This window comes from Gordonia humi, from assembly GCF_014197435.1.
GTDB classification, from domain to species: Bacteria; Actinomycetota; Actinomycetes; order Mycobacteriales; family Mycobacteriaceae; genus Gordonia; species Gordonia humi.
Genome location: NZ_JACIFP010000001.1, coordinates 1,845,539 through 1,863,407 on the forward strand (window position 1 = coordinate 1,845,539; position 17,869 = coordinate 1,863,407).

The following is a 17,869-nucleotide window of genomic DNA, read 5'->3' on the forward strand; positions in this document are numbered from 1 at the left end:
TTCGTGGTCGACGAGCACGGCAGACGATTCACTTTCGCCGAATTCCATGATCTCGCGTCGCGCACGGCGGACTGGTTGTCCGACCGCGGCGTCGGCGTCGGCGACGTCGTCTCCTGGCAGCTGCCGACCAGCGTCGAGGCGATGGCGGTGGCGCTCGGATTGGCGCGGGTCGGCGCAGTCCAGAACCCGATCGTGCCGATGCTCCGCGAGAGCGAAGTCGCGTTCATCACCGGCCAGGTCGAGTCGTCTCTTCTCATCGTCCCGGATCAGTATCGGGGATTCGATCACGCCGCGATGGCGCGATCGATCGCCGCCGATCGATCCGGCATGGCCGTCGAGGTGATCGGCACGGGGTGGGCGCCGCCCGCAGCCGACGCCCCGCCCGCACAGGCATCCGCCGCAGGCGATCTGGTGCGGTGGATCTTCTACACGTCGGGTACCACGTCCGACCCCAAAGGCGTCAAGCACACCGACGCGGGCCTGATCCGGTCCGCGCAGACATTCACCTCGAACGTCGCGGTGACGGCCGACGACCGGTGCGCCTATTATCTGCCGATCACGCATATCGGCGGGATCGATCACATCCTGAGCAGCCTCATCGTCGGGCACACGCTGATCGCTTCGGCGATGTTCGCACCCGAGCAGAATGCCGACCAGCTGATCAGCGAGAACGCCACCCTGATCGGGTCCGGACTCCCGTTCACCACTGCGTATCTGCGGATAGCCCAGGATCGGGGCGTCGCTCCGCTGTTCCCGTGTGCTCGTGCGGTGCTCGGCGGCGGGTCGGGCAGGCCCGCCGAACTCAGCGAGCAGGTGGCCGCCCAGCTCGGCGGGGTCGGGATCATCTCCGGCTACGGCATGACGGAGTTCCCGTATGCGACATGGGGAAGCCCCGACGACACCGCCGAGGAGCACGCGGTGTTCGAGGGTCGGCCCGGGGCGGGCGTGGAGATCCGCATCGTCGACGCTGAGGGTGCCGACGTCGAGGCGGGCGGGATCGGGGAGATCCGGCTCCGCGGGCCGCAGTTGTTCCGCGGCTACGTCGACCCGGCGGCGGCCCCCGACGCCCTCGACGACCAGGGGTACTTCAAGACCGGCGACCTGGGGCGTCTCAACGCCGCAGGCCGACTGTCCGTTACTGGCCGGATCAAGGACGTCATCGTCCGGAAGATGGAGAACATCTCGGCGGTCGAAGTCGAACGGACGCTGGTCGACCATCCGGCGATCGCCGATGTGACGGTGGTCGGCATGCCCGATGAGAACTCCGGCGAGCGCGTGTGCGCGGTCGTCGTGCCGGTCGACCCCGCGGCGCCTCTTGACGTCGAATCGGTGGCCGCGTACCTGCGGACCACCCCCTTGAACATTCGTAAATACCCGGAACAGGTGGAGAACGTAGAGACGATACCCCGCAACTCCCTTGGCAAGATCGCCAAGTCGAAACTGCGCGAGTATCTGATCGCGGCGGGCGAGTCGTCCGCCGACGGTGCAGGCGATCGGGCGTACGAGACGATTCGGTTCGAGGTCGTCGATCACGTCGCTACCATCACGTTGAGCCGGCCGGACCGGCTCAACGCGTTCAACGAGAAGATGGCCGCCGAGATCGCCGACGTCTGGGGACGGGTCCGCGACGACGACGACGTCCGAGTCGCGGTGCTGCAGGCCGACGGCGAGCGGGCCTTCTGCACCGGCGTCGATGTCGGTGAAGGCGCATGGTGGACGCACATCAGTCGGTTCAACCAGGAGGATCCGGGCGTCGCGCTCGGACCGAAGCAGCACCGCGTGTGGAAGCCGGTGGTCTGTGCGTTGCATGGCATGGTCGCCGGTGGGGCGATGTACTTCGTCAACGAGTCGGACATCGTGATCTGCAGCGACGACGCGACGTTCTTCGATCCCCACGCGAACTCCGGGATGGTGTCCGCGCTCGAACCGATGGGCATGCTCGCACGCGGGGTGCCGCTCGGTGAGGTGCTTCGCTGGGCGTTGATCGGCAGCGAGGAGCGGATGAACGCTCAGACGGCGCTGCGGACGGGCATCGTCACTGAGGTGACGACGCCTGCGGACCTACGTGCGCGCGCGCAGCAGTTGGCCGCCGAGATCGCCGACCGACGGCCGGAGGCGATCCAGGGCACGGTGCGGGCCATCTGGGAGTCCCTCGACATGACGCCGACCACGGCTCTCCGGAACGGACTGTCGTACACGCAGATCGGCAACCCGGGCGCGGGGCGTTCGGACTCCCGAACGAACAAGCGTCGCCCTCGCGTCCGCTGACAGGTCGCGTGCGAGCAGTCGACCACTACGAACTAAGGAGTAGCTGTGAGTACCGAGTCTCACGCTGATCAGATCGTCGCCCTCCCGCTCCTCATCAACGGTGAGGAGGTCACGGCGAGGTCGGGTCGGACGTACGAGAGCATCGATCCGTACACCGGCGCCCCGTGGGTGCGGGTGCCCGACGGGGACGCCGACGACATCGATCGTGCTGTCGCCGCCGCCCGAGCCGCACTCTCCGGACCATGGGGACAGATGACGCCGACGGCCCGCGGACGCCTGCTGTGGCGGTTGGGCGAACTGATCGCGCGCGACGCCGACCAGCTCGCCGAGCTGGAGGTGCGCGACGGGGGCAAGCTCGTGCGGGAGATGGCCGGTCAGATGAGAAGCCTGCCCGAGTATTTCTTCTACTACGCGGGAATGGCCGACAAGCTGGAGGGGAGCGTAATCCCGACAGACAAGTCGAACTTCTTCGTCTACACCCGGCACGAGCCGGTCGGCGTGGTCGGCGCCATCACCCCGTGGAATTCGCCGCTGCTGCTGCTGACCTGGAAACTCGCCGCCGGTCTCGCCGCCGGATGCACGTTCGTGATCAAACCCAGTGATCACACTCCCGCGTCGACCCTCGCCTTCGGCAGACTGTTCGCCGAGGCGGGATTTCCGCCGGGCGTGGTGAACGTCGTCAGCGGTTGGGGACCGGGTACCGGTGCGGCCCTCGCATCCCATCCCGGAGTCGACAAGATCGCGTTCACCGGATCCACCGGCACCGGTATCCACGTCGGCCAGGCCGCGGTGGCCAACCTCGCTCGGTTCACCCTGGAACTCGGTGGCAAGTCGGCCCAGGTGGTGTTCCCGGACGCCGATCTCGACGCCGCGGCGAACGGCGTGATCTCCGGGATCTTCGCGGCCACCGGGCAGACCTGCCTGGCCGGTTCACGGCTGCTGGTCCATGAGAGCGTCGCGGACACACTGATCGAGAAGGTCGTCGCCCGTGCAGCGTCCATCGTCTTGGGCGATCCGAAGGACCCGGCCACCGAGATGGGGCCGGTGTCCAACCGTCCCCAGTACGAGAAGGTGCTCTCCCACTTCGAGTCGGCCCGCGCGGACGGAGCCACCGTGGCGTACGGCGGCGAGCCCGCCATCGAGCTCGGCGGCCTGTTCGTCAAGCCGACCGTGCTCACCGGTGTCACCGCCGACATGCGGGTCGCACGTGAGGAGGTCTTCGGACCCGTGTTGGCTGTGCAGACCTTCGCCGACGAAGCGGAGGCGGTGACGATGGCCAACTCGACCGAGTTCGGCCTGGCGGGGTCGGTGTGGACGAAGGACGTGCATTGCGCGCATCGGGTGGCCGCGGCGCTCCGCGCGGGCACGGTGTGGGTCAACGCCTATCGGACGGTGGCACCCCACGTCCCGTTCGGCGGCGTCGGCGCCAGCGGCATCGGGCGCGAGAACGGACTCGACGCAGTGAAGGACTTCACCGAGACCAAATCCGTGTGGGTGGAGTTGTCCGGCGCCACCCGCGATCCGTTCACTCTCGGCTGACCACCGGCCGCTCATCTTTACGAAAGGACTTACCACCATGTCTCCTATTGATGCAGTCATCGTCGCGGGCGCTCGGACGCCCGTCGGAACCGCGTTCAAGGGCACACTGCGCGATACGACCGCGATGGAGCTCGCCGAGATCGTCGTGTCGGAGGTGTACAAGCGCAGCGGCCTCGACGTCGACGACGTCGACGACGTGATCCTCGCCGAATCGAACTACGGCGGCGGCGACATGGCGCGGCATGCGGCCGTTGTCGCCGGAATGCTGCGTGTACCGGGACAGGCCGTGAACCGGCACTGTGCAGGCAGCCTCACCTCGATCGGCGACGCCGCCGCGCAGGTCATCTCGGGCGCCGAGCGAGCGATCATCGCAGGCGGCGTGCAGTCGACGTCGACGTCGCCGCTGCAGGCGTTCCGCGTGCCCGGAACCATCGACCAGTTCACCGAGAAGTGGATGCCACCGACTCACCCGGACAGCGCGCAGGCGCCGAACATGGACATGTCGATCACCGTGGGATGGAACACCGCGCAGGCGACCGGACTGACCCGCGAGGAACTGGACGCGTGGGCGCTGCGGTCGCATGAGCGCGCGATCGCCGCCATCGACTCCGGTGCGTTCGCGGACGAGATCGTGCCCGTGCAGATCCGCACCGCCGACGGCGAGACCATGGAGTTCGCGGTGGACGAGCATCCGCGGCGGGACACCACGACGCAGCGCCTGGCGGGCCTGAAGGTGCTGCACCCGGAGATCGCGGGCTTCTCGATCACCGCGGGCAACTCGAGCGGCGTGAACGACGCGGCGGCCGCCGTCATGGTCGTCGGATCCGACTTGGCGGAGGAGAAGGGGCTTGACGTCCTCGCGACGGTCAACGCGTGGGCGTCGACGGCCATCGATCCGAAGGACACCGGGCTGGCAGTCCTCGACGTCATACCCAAGGTTCTCGGACGTGCCGGCGTCGCCGTCGAAGATGTCGCCTTGTGGGAGATCAACGAGGCGTTCGCATCGGTGCCGGTCGCGGCCTGCAAGAAGCTGGGCATCGACGAGGAACTTGTCAACGTCCTCGGTTCGGGATGCTCGATCGGGCACCCGGTGTCCGCGTCCGGTGCGCGCATGGTGCTGTCGCTGATCGGTGAGCTCCGGCGCCGTGGCGGGGGCGTCGGCGTCGCCGCCATGTGTGCGGGCGGAGGTCAGGCGGGCGCCGTGGTGATCGAAGTGCCGACTCCGCGGGCGGCCTGATGACGTCCCCGACCACCGAGGCCGACTCGAGTCTGGGCGCCTGGGAGCTCCCAGAGGAACTGCGGATGCTGCGTGACACCGTGCAGCGATTCATGGCGCGTGAGGTTCATCCGTTGGAGGCGACGCTGCCGCACGACGCCGCGGGGCTGCCCCGCGAGACGCTGCTGCCGTTGCAGGAGAAGGCGCGGGCCCTCGGGCTCTGGGCGCTGCAGACGCCGGAGCGCCACGGCGGCGCGGGACTCGGGGTCCTTGGCCAGGTCGTGGTTGCTGAGGAGGCGGCGAAGTGCCGGATGGGCGCGTTCTTCCCGGCGCTCGGTGCGTTCGGGGGCAATCCGCCCAACGTCATGTTCAAGGCGTCGGCGGAACAGTTCGAGAAGTTCGCGAAGCCGATCATCGACGGCCGCATGGCGAAGGCGTTCACTGCGATCAGCGAGCCCTCCGGCGGATCGGATCCGGCGCGGGCGATCACGCTCAAGGCGGTCGCCGACGGCGACCACTACGTCCTCGACGGCTCCAAGACGTGGATCTCGCATGTCGACGCCGCCGACTGGGGTGTCGTGTACGCGCGCACCGGGGAGGGTCGGTCGGGGATCTCATGCTTCATCGTGGAGACCGACAGCCCCGGCCTGACGGTGAGTCCGATCGGCGTGATGGCGTCTTTCACCCCGAACGAACTGCACTTCGACGGCGTCCGGGTCCCGAAGGCGAACTTGATCGGCGCCGAGGGCGGCGGGTTCGCACTGGCCAGCGACTTCTTGGTGCACGGGCGCATCACGTACGCGGCCGGTCCCATCGGGATCGCGCAGGAGGCGCTGGACGCGGCCTGCCGCTGGGCCAAGGACCGGGAGGTCTTCGGTGGTCGGCTCGCGGACAAGCAAGGGATCGCATGGATGCTGGTCGACGCGGAGGTCGAGCTTCGGGCGGCGCGACTGCTCATGTACCAGGCGGCCTGGAATGCCGATCTCGGTCGCGACGTGCGCGTGGACGCGTCGATCGCAAAGATGTACGCGACCGAGGTCGCCTACAAGGTGCTCGATCGGTGCATCCAGGTCCACGGAGCGCTCGGACTGTCGGAGGAACTTCCCCTCGAACGCTGGTTCCGAGATCTCCGCGTGAAGCGACTGGGCGAAGGCGCCACCGAAGTGCAGCGGGTCGTCGTTGCACGTGACCTGTTCAAGTAGGAGATCGACGACGATGAAGTTCAATCTGATGTTCCCGATGCGCGCGGTGAAGCACTACGCTGAATGGATCGAGGAAGGCAGCCTGGGGGAGGTCGCCAGGCGCGCGGAGGAGGCCGGATTCGAGGGGTTCTCGATGAGCGAGCACCCGTACCCCGATCGTGAGTGGCTCGCCGACGGCGGTCACCACGCGTTCGACCCGTTTGTCTCCCTGGCGATCGCCGCCGAAGCCACCGAGAGGATCCGGTTGATCACCTATCTCATGGTGGTCGGCTACCGGAACCCGTATCTCGGCGGTAAAGCCGTAGCCAGCCTGGATACCCTGTCGAACGGTCGGCTGACCGTCGGCGTCGGCGCAGGCTATCTGAAGTCCGAGTTCGATGCGCTCGGAGCGGACTTCGCGAACCGTGGACGCAAACTCGACGAGGGCATCGCCGCGATGAGGGCGATGTGGCGTGGCGAGGAGCACGACGGTCCGGAGTTCGGCCGGTCGGGACACGCGTCGTTGCCCTTGCCGACGACGCCCGGCGGCCCGCCGATCTGGGTCGGCGGCAACAGCAAGGCGGCACGACGGCGAGCAGTCGAGATCGGCGACGGATGGATGCCGATCGCGCAGAGCGCCGAGATGGCGGCGATCACCCGGACTCCGGCGCTCGACGGCATCGATCCACTGGCGGCCCAGATCGCGGACCTGAACACGCGACGCGCCGACCGCGGCGCGCCGCCCTGCGACGTGGTGTTCGCACCGTTCGAAGCACGGATTCTGCGCCGGGACGGCATTGAGGCGTTCGTGGAGGCGCTGGCGCCGGCGATCGGCGAGTACGAGGCGGCCGGGGTGACCTGGCTGACCATCGAGCCCACAAGTCGCAGTCTCAGCCGGTTCCGGGAGGACCTGTCGGTGCTCCGGGACGGGCTGGTACGACGATGACGGCCGCCGAGCGCGTCGACGACCAGCACGTCGACGACCGGTACCTCGATTATGCGGGGTCGTTCAACAGGCTGGAGGACGAGGTGTGCCTCGCCGCGCCGCCGGAGTCGGCGATGTCCGAGTTGACCGCGGACTTCTCGGCGCTGGCGGCGCGGGTCGCGGAACACCGGGTGGACTACGACCGGCGGCCGACCCGGTACGCGGGCATGTCCGGCCTGCCTCATCCGATCCTGGTGCCCTACGAGGTGCACGAGGACGGACCGACCAGCACGTCCGGCACGGTGGAGTTCGGCCTGCGGCACATGGGCAACGAGAACGTGGTGCACGGCGGGATCATCTCGATGATGTTCGACGACTTCATCGGGATGTTCGTCAGCAGGTCGCTCGGTTCCGGTTCGAGCGCCAGAACGGCGTACCTCAATGTTGACTACCGGAGCATGACCCCGGTCGGTCGGCCGCTGTCCGTGTCCGCAGAGATCGCGTCGGTGCAGGGACGGAAGGCATTCGTCGAAGCACGGATCTGCGACGGCGAGACCCTATGCGCCGAAGCGCACGCACTGTTCGTGTGCCCGGCGGACCAGATGTGGCCAGGTGTCGCCGGGCTCGGCGACTGACCGAAGGAGAATCAGATGAATACGAGGAGTGCATATCGCGCGGCCCTGGTGACCGGTGCGGGTTCGGGTCTCGGGCGAGCGATCGCGCGGCGTCTGGCGGCGGACGGAGCCCGCGTCGTGGTGTCCGACGTCGACGCGGCGGGCGCTGCCGAGACGGTCGAGTCGATCACCGCGGCCGGTGGGTCCGCGGAGTTCATCTCAGCGGACGTCTCCGACCCCACCGACGTCGAGGCGCTGGTCGCTGGGACCGTCGAACGGTTCGGCGGACTCGACGTGGCGGTCAACAACGCGGGCATCGCGCATCCCCCGGTTGACCTCCACGAACTCGCGATCGAGACCTGGGATGCGGTGATGGCGGTGGACCTGCGCGGTACGTTCCTCTGCATGCGCGCCGAACTCGCGCACATGGTGTCCGTCGGACACGGCAAGATCGTCAACATCGCGTCCGAGTGCGGGGTGGGCAACGCGCCGTCGATGGCGGCCTACACCGCGGCCAAGCACGGGGTGGTCGGCCTGACGAAGAATGTGGCGCTCCAGTACGCCCGACGCGACATTCAGGTGAACGCAGTGGCGCCCGGAACGATCGCGACCGAGGGCATCGCCGCCTACGGGGAGGAGCAGCAGCGTGAGTGGGCGGCCGGTGTCCCGGCGGGACGCATGGGACGACCGGACGAGGTCGCGGCGGCAGTCGCCTACCTGGTGTCCGACGGCGCCGGATACGTCACCGGCCACACCCTGCTCGTCGACGGCGGTCTGACGTGGAGCTGACGGGTGACTGACGTGACGATCCTCGGTTCGCCGACCGATGACGGGCAGGCCGACCAGCGGTCGCTGGCCGACGTCCTGTCGCTCGCCGCCGTCGGCGCCGGAGTCTTTCGAGCTGATCCGTTGCCCGGTGGACCGCCCGCGGTATTCGGCGGTCAGCTACTAGGGCAGTCGGTGGTCGCCGCGGGTCGGACCGTGCACGACGGCATGACGCCCACCTCGATGCACGCGTACTTCGAACGGCCCGGCGACCCGGCGACCCCGATCGACTACGCGGTCGACGAGATCCGCGACAGCAGATCCAGTGCTCGACGCCTCGTGCGCGGCACCCAGTACGGACGCCTGGTGTCGACGGCGGAGCTGAGTTTCTCGCGGGACTCGGCGGGCAGAGCGGATCCGGTGCGCCCCGCCGTCGACCCGGAGGCCGCGACGTGGTCGATCGACGACGCTCCGGTCCAGCACCGGGAGGGCCTGTCGACGTGGTTGCATGGGTTGTGCACCATGTTGCGGCTCGACGTCCGTTTCCTCCACGAACCGGTGCGGTTGCAGGTGATGCGGCGTGGGCGGGCACCGGCGGGTGAACGGTTCCTGGTGCGACCCGCCGACCCGATCCCCGAGGATCCCCTCGTACAGGCGGCGGCTGTCGCGTACCTCTCCGACATGTTCCTGCTGGCCGGTTCGCTGGGGCCGCGCGGCGTGCTGATGGGGGCCGGAACCCACCGCGTGGTGAGTGTGGACCACTCGATCTGGTTCGCCGACGGCGTCCACGCCGGCGGCTGGCTGCTTCACGAGACGGCGCCGGTCAGATCGTCGCCGGAGCACGAATTGTGTCGCGGGGCGATCTGCGGGCTCGACGGAGTTCCGGTGGCGGACACGATGCAGGAAGGTCTGGTGCGAGCGCTCGATGGCAACCGACAGTAGTTTCGGACTCTTCGTTCCCCAGCTCGGAATGGAACCCGACGAGGTCCTGACAGCGGCGCAGCAGGCCGAATCCGCGGGATTCGGTTCGTTCTGGCTGATGGATCACCTCTACACGCCCGGAGCCCCCGCAGTGCCTGCCCTCGAGAGCTGGACGATGCTGACGGCTGTGGCGACTGCGACGTCGACACTACGGATCGGGCATCTGGTGGGATGCAATCCGATACGTCACCCGGCGGTGCTCGCGAAGATGGCGGCCACCCTCGACCGGATCTCGGCGGGACGGCTCGACCTGGGCCTGGGGTGGGGGTCGGTGGAAGACGAGTTCGCGACCTTCGGGTTCGACGTCGGCACACGTCGGGAACGGTCGGCTCGGCTGGCGGAGACGATCGAGATCGTGCGACTCATGTTCGGCGGTCAGCCGTTCGACTACGCCGGCGACCACTTCACGCTCCGCGGCGCGCAGGGCAGTCCGACGCCGGTCCAACCCCGGGTGCCGATCCACATCGGAGGGGGCGGCCGTCGGCTGACGATGCCCCTCGTCGCGCGCCACGCCGATTGGTGGAACTGTGTCGGCGGCGCCCGTCCGCGGTTCGACGAACTCGCCCCGCTGCGCGGCGATGCGCGGATATCGGCGCAGTACGCGGTCGGATTGGTCACCGACGAACGCATGCGGGCGAAAGTCGTCGAGCGAACCGGTAGGCGGATGCCCGCGACGAGTTGGGGACCGCCGCTGGTCGGCAGTCCCGAGGAGCTGCGCGCGATGTTCCTGGCCGAGGCCGAGCGCGGCGTCGACCTGATGATCGTGCGGTTCCACGACCGAGCCGAGCCTGACACGATCGACGTGTTCGGCCGTGAGGTGATCGCCCCGGTCCAGGAGGTCATCGGCTCGGCGCGAACCGATCGACGACGCGACGACGACACGAATGCAGAGAAGGAGACGCAATGCGATCACTGAAGCGGTCCGCCGAGAATTCGACGCCTCCGTCCTGGCGAGGACTGGACGCGGTGCGGCTGCTGCTGCGTACCTCGGTCGGCGGAACGATGGTCGCGCACGGACTCAAACACGCGACGAGTCTCAGCGGCACCGCAGGATGGTTCGAGTCGATCGGCTTCCGCAGACCGAAGATGCAGGCGGCCGCCAGTGCCGTCGTGGAGACCGGGGCGGGTGTCGCGCTCATCGCGGGTGCGGGGACGCCGTTGGCGGCAGCGGCGGTGGTCGGCACGATGGCAGTCGCGGGCCGATCCGTGCACGTGAGGAACGGCTTCTTCATCACCGCCGAGGGGTGGGAGTACGTCGCCAACCTGGCGGTCGCAGCCGTGGCGTTGGCGGGCGTCGGCCCGGGCCGGTGGAGCGTGGACCGACGACTCGGCATCGACTCCGCCCTGACCGGCGATGCGGCAGCCGCGTTCGCCGCAGGAGCGGGCGCCGCGGGTGCGCTCGGACAGCTGGCGGCGTTTCATCGACCGGGCACCCGGCCCTGAGGAGATGACGCCGTGACCGACAACGACTCCTCGTCGCCGCTGCATCCGCGCCACGGCATCCACGAGCCGATGGAATCGACTCCGAAACTGGCGCGAGGCGTTCGTCGGCGGGCGACCGCTGTCGACATCGACTACGTGCCCGACGACGGACATCTGATTCTCACGGGTTCGGCGCGGGACAGTCGGATGGACTCGACCGGGTCGATCTTCGTGAGCCCGACCGACCGGATGCGCGTCGAGATGGACTTCCTGAACGGGCGCACCGTCACCGATGTCACCGCCGACCCCTGGGACCCGCGTCTGGGCGGGCTGGTCGGATCGAGTGCATCGTCCGGCTTTCGGACCAGACTCGTCGAACTCGTCCCGGACCACGTCGCACGGCGCAGTCGCCTCCACCTGATGCTCGACGACGTGCCGGTGGCGGCGTTGATCGGCGGCAACACCGTGTCGTACCAGGTGGCGGGCATGCGTTCGGCGGCGAGTGTGGCCCAGCATGCGGGCGGCGCCGGATACTGTGCCGGATACGCCGACGACGCGACGATGGTGACGACCCTGCGCGCCGAGGGCGTCCTCCCGTTGCCGACCGGACCGGAGACGCCGGACGTGCTCGCGGGCGCGATGCCCGACCAGTGGCAGCCCCTCGGACCGACGGCGGTGCTGGGCATGCGTCGGCTGCGGCGGCTGGACGTCGCGCTCGGATCCGGCGGCGATTCGATCCACGTCGACGGCTGGTTCCGGGACACATTCCGGCGCGCCGACGGCGTCGACACGGTGATCCACGAGTACCAGGTGGTCGCCGACATCGACCCGGTGACAAGCACCATCACGTCGATCAGCGCGACGCCGCGAGTGCTGCCCTGGGTCGAGTGCCCGGTCGCCGCCGCGAGCGCGGAGCGGCTGGTCGGGCTGCGCCTGTCCGACCTGAACTCCATCGTGCGGCGGGACCTGCGCGGCACGTCGACGTGCACTCACCTCAACGATCTGTTCCGCTGCCTGGGCGACGTCGCGGAGATGGCGTCGACCGACTCGGGCTGGGAGGCGTCCGTCACCCGCCCACCGGGCCGCCCGGTGCCTTGAGCAGGGCGCCGGCGTCGACGCGCAACTGCTGGCCGGTGACGTAGCGGGACTCGTCCGACGCGAAGAACAGCACCGCGTTGGAGATGTCGACGGGATCGACGTAGGGGATCGGCATCGCATGGAACTGGATGAACGCCGGTTCGACGTCGTCGCGGGCTGGGGCCGCGAGGTCCGGACGGAACATCGAATACAGGCCGTCGTTGTGCAGGAGATGGGTGTCGACGTTGGTCGGGTGGATCACGTTGACGCGGATGAATCGACCGGCCAGGTGCTGCGCGAGTTGCTCAGAGTACCCGATCAACGTCTTCTTGGCCCACCCGTATCCCGCCGACCCGGGTCCCAGTGCTGGGTTGTCCGTGGTGTTCGGCAGCATCGCCGCCGTGGAACCGGTGATGACGATGGACGAGTGGTCGCCCAGATGCGGGATCGCCACGGCGATCGTGTTCATCACCCCGACCAGGTCGACGTCGACGGCGTCGACGAAGTCGGATGGTTGCGGATCACCCATGGCCATGGGCAGAATGCCGGCGTTCGCGACCACGACGTCGAGGCGCCCGAGCGCCGCGACCCCGTCGGAGAGTGCCGCCTCGAGTCGAGCACGGTCTCGGACGTCGGCCTTGACCGAAACGACTCGCCGTCCCAGTCGCTCGATCGATGCGGCGGTCGCCGCCAGATCCTTCTCGGTGGCGAGCGGATACGGATTGGATTCGATCTGTTCACAGATGTCGACCGCGATGATGTCCGCGCCCTCTTCGGCGAGACGCACCGCGTGCGCTCGACCCTGTCCGCGCGCAGCCCCGGTGATGAACGCGACCTTGCCCTCGACTCTTCCTGCCATGATGTGTGGTCCCTTCTGGTGATCGATCGTGGTGACTTCGCGAATTCATTCGATGTCGAGCGGCAGCGTCGTGGCGACCGCTTTCGTCTCTAGATACGTCTCGAGTCCTTCGAATCCGCCCTGACGGCCGACTCCGCTGTGCTTGTATCCGCCGTACGGGGAATCCGCTCCGTAGAACATGCCGCCGTTGATCATGAACGACCCGGTGCGCACGCTTCGAGCGATCCTCAATGCGCGGTCGGCGGACGCGGTGAAGACGTTCCCGGACAGCCCGTAGACGCTGTCGTCGGCGATCCGGATAGCGTCGTCGTCGTCGTCGAACGGGGTCACCGACAACACGGGGCCGAAGATCTCGGTCTGGGAGATCGTCGCCGAGTTGTCGACGTCGACGAAGAGCGTCGGCTCCACGAAGAACCCGTCCGGCCGATCCTGCGGAATCCCGCCGCCGACGACCAGCCGTCCGCCCTCGGACACGCCGCGCGCGACGAGGTCGAGGATCCGGGTCCGTTGCCGCTCGCTGATCACCGGCCCGCAGAGAGTACCGGAGTCGGTCGGGTCGCCGTAGGGGAACGCCGCGAACGCTGCTTCGAGTCGGGCGACGGCGTCCTCGTACTTCGAGCGGTGCACCAGCAGTCGGGTCGGAAGTGCGCAGCCCTGGCCCGCGTGCATGCACGCCGACATCGCCGACGGAAGAGCCAGGTCGAGGTCGGCGTCATCGAGGAGGATGCCTGCGCTCTTGCCGCCCAACTCCAGCAGGAGTCGCTTGAAGGTCGGGGCTGACAGCTCGGTGATCAACCGGCCAGTGCGGGTGGACCCGGTGAACGAGATCATGTCGACCCGAGGATCGGTCAGCAGGGTCTGCGCGACCGCCGTGTCGCGGGTGGTCACGATGTTGACGACGCCTGCGGGGATGTCGGTCTTCTCGGCGATAAGGCGGCCGATCCGCGTCGCGTTGAACGGGGTCTCGGCGGCGGGCTTGATCACCACGGAGTTCCCGGTCGCGAGAATCGGTCCGAGTTTGCCGATGAGGATCTCGAACGGGAAGTTCCACGGCAGGATGCCCGCCACTACTCCGACCGGCTCCTTGAACACGTATCGGGCGTTGTCGGGTCCGAAGACCGGGCTGTCGGCGATGCGGCGGACCCACGGCAGATCGCCTGCGGCCTCGGCGGGCCAGAGGAGTCCGTCCGACAGCGGCCAGTCGAGTTGTGCCATGTAGGTCGTCATGAGCGGTGCGCCCGCTTCGGCGATCAGCTCCGCGCGCAACTCCTCCGACTCGGCGACGATCGCTTCGTGCAGTTGACGCAGACAGCGTTGCCGCAGAGCGAGGTCGGTGGCCCATGTGCTCTGGTCGAAAGCTCGGCGCGCGGCTGCGATCGCCGCGTCCATGTCGGCGTGGGTCGCGTCGGCAACGACGCCGATCGTCGAACCCGTCGCCGGATCGACGACGTCGAAGGCCGTCCCGTCTGCGGACCTCGCCAACGATCCGTCGATCAGGAAGCGGGATTCGGGGGTGAAGGAATCCGTTCTCGTCGAAGCCAATGCGGTATCTCCCATGAACGTGGTGTCCGCCGTCACAGTGGTCGGCGCCTGTTCCGTACGATACCTTTTGGGTCTCAGGTCCACAACGTATCGGGTAGTACCATCCGCGGCGAAGGAGGGTCGATGATGTCGCAAGCGGTGAATCGTGGCGGACGACCCCGTGCCGCCGACCGGGCGGCGGTCGCGCGCACCGGTCTGCGGATGTTCGCCGAGCGAGGATACGACGCGGTGACGATGACCGACATCGCCGAGCAATGCGGGATCGGGCGATCGACACTCCTGCGTTACTTCGCCTCGAAGGCCGACGTCCTGTGGGACCGGACCGAGGACGAGGTGGCCGCTCTCGCCGAGACGCTCCGCGCCGCGCCGCGGGATGCGGACCCCATCGCGGTCCTCTGCACCCAGATGCCGAAGATGTTGACCTACCTCGACTCGGAGATGGACCTGCTGCGCACTCAGGTCTCCGTCATCGCCGAGTCGTCCAGCGGGTGGCCCCTGGGATCGGCTCGGTTCGAGCCGTGGGAGTCCGTGGTCGTTGAGTTCATCGCCGGTCGCACAGAACACGGAGCCGACGACCTGTTCACGAAGCTGCTGGTGCAGAGCCTGTTCTGTGCAGGATGGATCGCGCTGTCGGTCTGGGTCGAGTCCGCCGAACACCGGCCGGACCGCTTTCTCGACGAGGCGTTCGCGCTGGTCCGGGACGGGTTCGCTGCGGGGTGACCACGCGCAGCACCGCTGCGTCGCCTCACGCCAGCTGTCGGAGGACCTCCGCGAGCAGGTCGGGGCGGGAGACGAACGGCTCGTGCGGGGTGTCGATCTCGAGGACCCGGTCGCATCCCGCGCGCTCGGCGAAGCGTCGCTGCCACGTGGGCGGCAGAATCCGGTCGCGTTGCGTGAGGATGTAGGTGGCCGGAACGAGTCCGTCGTATCCCCGGCGGGTCGCCGGCCCGGTCATCACCGACGCCGGCGTGGAGTCGAGAGCCACCTCGCCGAGCAACCACGCCGCGGTCGCCTCGTCGAGATCCTGGCAGAACATCGCCCGGTTCAGCTCCTGGGGCGTCGACGTCGCCGGGTCGACCGGCCAACCGACCGTCTCGGGGTCCTCGTCATGCAGCGCCGTACCCATCATCTCCACGATGGTCTGGCCCTCCTCCGGAAGGGACGCGGCGAGGTACACCAGCTGCGAGTACAGTTCCGGCTCCTGTATCGGCAGGAGCGGCATCACGATGCCCGCGACCGAGTGGCCCACCAGGACGCCGCCCTCGAAGCCTGCCGCACGGACGTCCTCATTGAGTTCCCGCGCGACCTCGGCGATCGAGAGACCCGAGGTGTCGCGCCCGCGCTTGCGCCCGCATCCGGGCATGTCGAGTGTCAGGATCCGTGCGAAACCGCCGGGCTGCGCGGTCAGTCGGTCGAGTGCACGGTCCCAACACCACGAGCCGTGCTCGCCGCCGTGCAGGAGAATGAGATCGGTCATCGTGAGCTCCGTGGTCGAAGGGTCGGCGGCCTGCGGGGCCGCACTCGTCGGGAGTAGTGTCCGGTCAGTTCTGACGACCGAAGCGATGGTCCTTCGCGCTCTGCAGCTGCGGGATGTGGTTCGCGTCGTACTGCTCGATCCACTCCGCGGGCAGCTTGCTCCACGCCTCGCCGATCTTGATGCGCGAGGCGGCGCTGAACACTTCCGACGCGACGACGTCGCCGACGAAGATCGTGCTCTCCTGAACATCGAGCGAGGAGACCACTTCGCATTCGACGTAACTGTGCGCGTCGAGCAGGATCGGGGCTCCGGTGACACCGGTCTTGGTGCGCAGGCCGCCGATCTTGTCGCCGTCGCGGCCGGAGCGACCGCCGAGCGTCATCAGGATGTTCAAGGACGCGTCGACTTCGTCCTCGCCCGCGCTCAACATGTGCATGACGAAGACTCCCGAGTTGAGGACCATGTCGTGCGTCTTGTTGTACTTCGTCAGGCCGCACATCGCGCGCGGAGCCTCGGGAATGATGCTCGCCGTTCCTGCGGACAACGACATCAGGCCGTTCGCGACACCGCCGTCGACAGTCGTGATCGCGACGGGGAACGGGCGAAGCCCCGCGAGTGTCCGATTTGCTGCATCCGTGTCCAACGTCATGTCAATTCCTTTGTGAGAGGTCGCCCGCCCCGGGTGGGACGGGCCGATTGTCGATGGTGAGGTGGTCGATCAGTGCGAGCGGACGCCGACGTCGATGCTCGTGAATACCGCGGCCGGGTCATTGCCGAGCCAGGACGGCTTGGACGTGTGGCCGGTCTCGGGCCGAGCCCAGTCGACCCGCGGTCCCCAGTCCCGGCGGCTGCGTCGTCCCTCGAGGGTCTGGGGTCGCTTCGCCGCTGCTTGCGCATACTCTCTGGCGAACGCCTTTATCTCGGCCGCCACCCAGACGTCCTCCTCCGAACACCACTTTGCCCTCTCCCGCGTATTCGACGATCTGCTGGGAGGGGAAGTCGATCGGAGGAGCGCCGGGTTCCGGGTTCTCGGCGCGATTGAGGACCTTGTAGACCACGCGGTGGCCGTCTCGGGTGAACGTCGTCATCGAGTTCCTTCCAGTCCGAGGCCGCGCCTCAGCCGGCGACGGACACCGCCAGCCCCATGCCGGTGATCCACTCCTCGACGGGTTGGTAGGAGACGGCGCGGAGGGCGCGGCCGCCGGCGGCGCCCGCCGCGAGCCAGGTGCGGAGTTCGTTCGCTCCGACGCCGCCGCCCGCGCGTGCGTTGTCGGTCATCGTCACGAGCGTGTCGACGTCCCAGTCCTCGATCGCCTGGAGGAACCGCCTGTCCCAGGCCGGTCTGATCTTGGTCCGTGCCGTCGCGGCGCCTTCGCGGATGACTCGGGCGCGCTCCTCGTCGCTGATGTCGAACGCGTCGAGTTCGAGGCTGGGCGGGGAGTGCGAGAGCCCGCCCGTTCCGATGACGAGGACGCGCGCGTCGAGGCCATCGAGGAACCGTCCGACGGCTTCGCCGAGGGCCAGCACTCGGGCCGCGGCGGGCAGGGGAGCGGTCGCGCAGTTGATCGGTATAGGAATCACCGCGTTGGCGGTGGTGCCTCCGCCGACGTCGCGCAACGGCTGAGCGAAGGCGTGGTCGAGGGCGACGGCTCGGCAGGCCGCGATGTCGAAGCCGTCGGCCAGGAGGAATTCGGTGAGCTCGAGGGCGACGTCGCCTGCGACGTCGATGTCCTCTGCCGGATGTCCGCCCTCCGGCAGGATCGACGCCGACATCGCGATGGCGAACGCCGGGACGACCTGCCGGAAGGCGCGGCGATGATCTCCACCGAACACGATCGTCAGGTCGGGCGCGAACTCGGCGACCTGCGTGCGTACGCGGGCGAGTTCGGCACGGAACTCGGCGCCGAACCTGCGCTCGACGTCGCGAGCCATGCCCGGACTGTGACTGGCGCAGACGACCAAGCGTTCACGTGCTGTCATAGTTCTCCTCTCCGAATGCGCAA

18 protein-coding genes and 1 pseudogene are annotated in these 17,869 nt (G+C 68.3%); 13 read left to right on the forward strand and 6 right to left on the reverse strand.

Features of this window, described 5'->3' with window-relative positions; translation table 11 throughout:
* Positions 1 to 3 precede the first annotated feature (3 nt).
* The 12 genes and pseudogenes from BKA16_RS23800 to BKA16_RS24165 all read left to right on the forward strand — a co-directional run.
* A pseudogene (locus BKA16_RS23800) lies at positions 4 to 1,365 on the forward strand (AMP-binding protein); the annotation flags it as partial.
* A gap of 90 nt (positions 1,366 to 1,455) precedes the next feature.
* Entirely contained in the window at positions 1,456 to 2,268 is an 813-nt protein-coding gene (locus BKA16_RS23805) for an enoyl-CoA hydratase/isomerase family protein (protein WP_343067602.1), read from the forward strand.
* Between the two features lie 72 nt (positions 2,269 to 2,340).
* Positions 2,341 to 3,807, forward strand: coding sequence for an aldehyde dehydrogenase family protein (locus tag BKA16_RS08590; protein ID WP_183372969.1), 1,467 nt, complete (start codon positions 2,341 to 2,343; stop codon positions 3,805 to 3,807).
* A 37-nt stretch (positions 3,808 to 3,844) separates the two neighbouring features.
* The gene (locus tag BKA16_RS08595; protein ID WP_183370264.1) at positions 3,845 to 5,044 is read left to right on the forward strand and encodes a thiolase family protein; all 1,200 of its coding nucleotides are present in this window, start codon (positions 3,845 to 3,847) and stop codon (positions 5,042 to 5,044) included.
* Entirely contained in the window at positions 5,044 to 6,225 is a 1,182-nt protein-coding gene (locus tag BKA16_RS08600) for an acyl-CoA dehydrogenase family protein (protein ID WP_183370265.1), read from the forward strand. Before BKA16_RS08595 ends, BKA16_RS08600 begins: the two co-directional genes overlap by 1 nt.
* A 13-nt stretch (positions 6,226 to 6,238) precedes the next feature.
* Positions 6,239 to 7,150: a TIGR03619 family F420-dependent LLM class oxidoreductase gene (locus tag BKA16_RS08605; RefSeq protein ID WP_183370266.1), complete on the forward strand. Its 912-nt coding sequence runs from the start codon at positions 6,239 to 6,241 to the stop codon at positions 7,148 to 7,150.
* The gene (locus BKA16_RS08610; RefSeq protein WP_183370267.1) at positions 7,147 to 7,764 is read left to right on the forward strand and encodes a PaaI family thioesterase; all 618 of its coding nucleotides are present in this window, start codon (positions 7,147 to 7,149) and stop codon (positions 7,762 to 7,764) included. Before BKA16_RS08605 ends, BKA16_RS08610 begins: the two co-directional genes overlap by 4 nt.
* A gap of 15 nt (positions 7,765 to 7,779) precedes the next feature.
* Positions 7,780 to 8,532, forward strand: coding sequence for an SDR family NAD(P)-dependent oxidoreductase (locus tag BKA16_RS08615; protein WP_183370268.1), 753 nt, complete (start codon positions 7,780 to 7,782; stop codon positions 8,530 to 8,532).
* Positions 8,533 to 8,535: 3 nt separating this feature from the next.
* Positions 8,536 to 9,450, forward strand: a complete 915-nt coding sequence (locus tag BKA16_RS08620) for an acyl-CoA thioesterase domain-containing protein (protein WP_183370269.1) — start codon at positions 8,536 to 8,538, stop codon at positions 9,448 to 9,450.
* The gene (locus BKA16_RS08625) at positions 9,434 to 10,405 is read left to right on the forward strand and encodes an LLM class flavin-dependent oxidoreductase (protein ID WP_183370270.1); all 972 of its coding nucleotides are present in this window, start codon (positions 9,434 to 9,436) and stop codon (positions 10,403 to 10,405) included. Before BKA16_RS08620 ends, BKA16_RS08625 begins: the two co-directional genes overlap by 17 nt.
* The gene (locus BKA16_RS08630) at positions 10,393 to 10,932 is read left to right on the forward strand and encodes a DoxX family protein (protein WP_183370271.1); all 540 of its coding nucleotides are present in this window, start codon (positions 10,393 to 10,395) and stop codon (positions 10,930 to 10,932) included. The genes BKA16_RS08625 and BKA16_RS08630 overlap by 13 nt, the downstream gene beginning before the upstream one ends.
* A gap of 12 nt (positions 10,933 to 10,944) precedes the next feature.
* Complete coding sequence (locus BKA16_RS24165) at positions 10,945 to 12,009, forward strand: DUF2889 domain-containing protein (RefSeq protein WP_183370272.1); 1,065 nt, start codon at positions 10,945 to 10,947, stop codon at positions 12,007 to 12,009.
* Here the strand turns inward: BKA16_RS24165 and BKA16_RS08640 are convergent.
* Positions 11,978 to 12,847, reverse strand: coding sequence for a mycofactocin-coupled SDR family oxidoreductase (locus BKA16_RS08640; protein ID WP_183370273.1), 870 nt, complete (start codon positions 12,845 to 12,847; stop codon positions 11,978 to 11,980). The two genes, BKA16_RS24165 and BKA16_RS08640, sit on opposite strands and share 32 nt — an antisense overlap.
* Before the next feature lie 45 nt (positions 12,848 to 12,892).
* A complete protein-coding gene (locus tag BKA16_RS08645) occupies positions 12,893 to 14,404 on the reverse strand; it encodes an aldehyde dehydrogenase family protein (protein WP_183370274.1) in 1,512 nt (503 codons plus the stop codon).
* Positions 14,405 to 14,512: 108 nt separating this feature from the next.
* On the opposite strand from BKA16_RS08645, the gene BKA16_RS08650 reads away from it, so the two are divergent.
* Positions 14,513 to 15,109, forward strand: coding sequence for a TetR/AcrR family transcriptional regulator (locus BKA16_RS08650; protein ID WP_183370275.1), 597 nt, complete (start codon positions 14,513 to 14,515; stop codon positions 15,107 to 15,109).
* A 25-nt stretch (positions 15,110 to 15,134) separates the two neighbouring features.
* Here the strand turns inward: BKA16_RS08650 and BKA16_RS08655 are convergent, their stop codons facing one another.
* The 4 genes from BKA16_RS08655 to BKA16_RS08670 all read right to left on the reverse strand — a co-directional run bounded on the left by BKA16_RS08655 (position 15,135) and on the right by BKA16_RS08670 (position 17,846).
* On the reverse strand, positions 15,135 to 15,866 hold the full coding sequence (locus BKA16_RS08655; protein WP_183370276.1) for an alpha/beta fold hydrolase: 732 nt from the start codon (positions 15,864 to 15,866) through the stop codon (positions 15,135 to 15,137).
* Positions 15,867 to 15,930: 64 nt separating this feature from the next.
* On the reverse strand, positions 15,931 to 16,515 hold the full coding sequence (locus tag BKA16_RS08660) for a flavin reductase family protein (RefSeq protein WP_183370277.1): 585 nt from the start codon (positions 16,513 to 16,515) through the stop codon (positions 15,931 to 15,933).
* A 69-nt stretch (positions 16,516 to 16,584) separates the two neighbouring features.
* Positions 16,585 to 16,797 carry a hypothetical protein gene (locus tag BKA16_RS23815; protein ID WP_246371695.1) on the reverse strand — a complete coding sequence of 71 codons (213 nt, stop codon included), beginning with the start codon at positions 16,795 to 16,797 and terminating at the stop codon, positions 16,585 to 16,587.
* A gap of 185 nt (positions 16,798 to 16,982) precedes the next feature.
* Positions 16,983 to 17,846 (reverse strand): 3-carboxyethylcatechol 2,3-dioxygenase, encoded by an 864-nt coding sequence (locus BKA16_RS08670; RefSeq protein WP_183370278.1) that lies wholly within the window; start codon positions 17,844 to 17,846, stop codon positions 16,983 to 16,985.
* Positions 17,847 to 17,869 lie beyond the last annotated feature (23 nt).